The following is a 2633-nucleotide window of genomic DNA, read 5'->3' as shown; positions in this document are numbered from 1 at the left end:
GAAGGCCAGGAGGCCCAGCAGGCGGCAGAACAGGCTCAGGGCTAGGTGCTGGTACGTCAGGCTGCTGTGGATCAGACATGCGGCCCCACCCCTCATTGAGTGCCCGGGGGCGGAACAAAAGGCACATGTTCTGGCGCCGGCCCTTTATGGTCTGCTGGGCTTCCATCTTCCGGAACGGGATCAAGGTCCGGAAGCTCCGGCAGCAGACCGGGCGTATCGGGTTCCTTCGGGGCAGGATTTTCTGGCTTTGACGTTCCTGACATACTGCGCTCCTCCGTTGGCCTGTTCTTTGGCAAACCATTAAACAAGCAGCGGTTCCCTTGAGCCGTTAGCAACCTTAACATCCCTTAGCAGGCCGGTCCCACCGATCCGGAAGCAGTTCGGAACCGAAGCCGCGACTAGACGAGTCCATGCACGTGTTCGGAGCCTTTGAGTAGAGATCCAGCCCGGCACCCCAGACACTCCGGCATCCGTCAGGGTTGCCCTCCTACGCTACACCAGAGGCGAAGATGGGCGCCTGTTCATGACCCCGGACTGCTCCTCCTTCGAGGAGATGAAGGGCAGATTAACTCTCTTCAGGACGAACTCGACGAGATCCGAGAGAGAGCACGCCGAGCCTTCCAAGTCGCGTTGGAAGAGCATAAGCTCCCATTCTCGTTCTCTCGCCCCTTTACGGTCGAAACGTCCAATCCCAGCCAGCGGCCGCCGCAGGGAGTGTAGGCGCCTCATGCTTTATGGGCAGCCTCCTCTTAACGTCAGTTCCGAACTACTCCCGGATCGGTGGGGATGCCGCCACCTCTTCCCGTCAATGTCAGCCTCTGAGCGTAACCTCATCCCCGCCACCGTCAGCGGAAGGCGGGGTGTAGTCAAGCGGGCGATTATGAGGCTCCGGCACTTCTGCCTTGCCCCTGGGAAAGTGCCTGCATAGCATCAGACCTGCCCAATGGGAGGATAAAATGCGCCTTAAGGTACTTCTTACTACCTTGGCTCTTCTAGCACCCGTAACAGCAAGTGCTCAGATGTCTGCCATGCCGGAAGCCTTGCAGAAGCGGCTTGAGGAAATCGGGCCTGGTTGGGGTAAGGACATAGGTGGCAATGTAGCCATTACCCAGCGGCTCTATACTCCGCTTCTAAAGGAAGCCCCCCGTGATGGCGTTGAGACCGTACGTGATATTTCTTACGGCCCGCATGAGCGGCACAAGCTCGATGTGTACAAGCCAACGAAGACGAGCAATGCGCCAGTGGTCGTCTTCCTACACGGCGGCGCCTATGTGGCGGGAGACCGTAATGTAAACGAGGAGATTTACGGCAACGTCCCGCTCTATTTTGCCCGGAACGGGATGGTTGGCGTCAATGGGACCTACCGACTGGCGCCAGAAGCGAAATGGCCAGCCGCAGCCGAAGACGTCAAGTCGCTGGTGAAGTGGGTCAGGGAGAACATCGCCCAGTATGGCGGGGACCCGAACCGGATCTATCTTATCGGTCACTCCGCGGGCGCGACCCATGTCGCTACATACCTGTTCCACGATAAGGTCCGCCCTGCCGAAGGCCCTGGGATTGCCGGGGCGGTCCTGATGAGCGGGCGCTACCATTTCGACCCGAGTCCGACGGATCCAAACCTGAAGAACTTCCATGCATACTTTGGAACGGACGCATCCCGCTATGCGGATATGTCGCCTATCAGCCATGTTCAGAACGCGCCGAAAGTGCCCCTCTTCTTGGTTATTTCCGAGTATGACAACCCGGATCTCGATACCCAAGGGGCTCTTCTGCTCGCCGCGCTGTGTCAGCGCGACCGCTCCTGCCCACGATTCACACGCATGGATAGGCACAACCACCTTTCGATGGTCTATCAATTCAATACCGCGGACCAAGAGATGGGGCGCGAGGTATTGGAATTTATCGAACACGGCAAGTGATAATCTATAGCTGCTGCATGAATAGTAGCAGTAAGAATGAAAGCGCCCGCGGGGTCCACTCCTCGGGCGTTCCTGTGTTGGCTTTAATCTCTGCTCGATGAGCTCCCTTCAGGAGCTAATGCACGGGCGAGTTCATCCCGGGTCACTCGGGCCATTTTGGCCCCAATACCCGGAAGTCGTTCGAGACGATCCGCAACCACCCGAAGCTGGTCAATGGTTGTGATGCCCTCGTCGATTAAGACATTCCAGACTGTGAGAGGGAGACGGAGGCCTCTAATTGGGCCGCCCCAGCGCTCATTGAAGTGGTTGCGCATCTGCGTCACTCCATGGCTTGCGCCCCAAACCTTGGATGCACGCCGACCAGTATAGATTAACCCATGTTACCTTTGAAGAGTGGTGTTGGGATACGCATCGGCAGCTTGGCTTTGAAGCAGCTATCAAAGAGGGCTTCTGCGACTATGCAGATATGCGGGTTGCTTCGCTTGTGGGTGAGCTGAATCGCTAGACCCTGTGCCGCACAATGGTCATGATAGGAGTAGCACAGGCTATAGATAGAAATTCGCTTGTGTTGTATAGTTTTTGCATCGTCAGCCATTGATCCTGGGCGCTGATGACTGAGAGTAGCTTGTGCTCCCGCCTGCAACAGACAGGGGGCATACCTTGGCCATATCTCCTCACTTCCACGACAATCCGCTCATCCGAAAGCTGGAAAGT

Annotated in this window: 1 protein-coding gene; it reads left to right on the top strand. The window is 57.2% G+C overall.

What is annotated here, in order from left to right; all coding sequences use genetic code 11:
- Positions 1–1019: 1019 nt before the first annotated feature.
- Entirely contained in the window at positions 1020–1919 is a 900-nt protein-coding gene (locus tag ACFOYU_RS15390; protein ID WP_377034266.1) for an alpha/beta hydrolase, read from the top strand.
- Positions 1920–2633: the final 714 nt, after the last annotated feature.

The sequence above is a fragment of the Microvirga sp. GCM10011540 genome (assembly GCF_042650665.1).
Taxonomy (GTDB): domain Bacteria; phylum Pseudomonadota; class Alphaproteobacteria; order Rhizobiales; family Beijerinckiaceae; genus Microvirga; species Microvirga lenta.
This window is presented reverse-complemented; position numbering and strand designations above follow the sequence as displayed.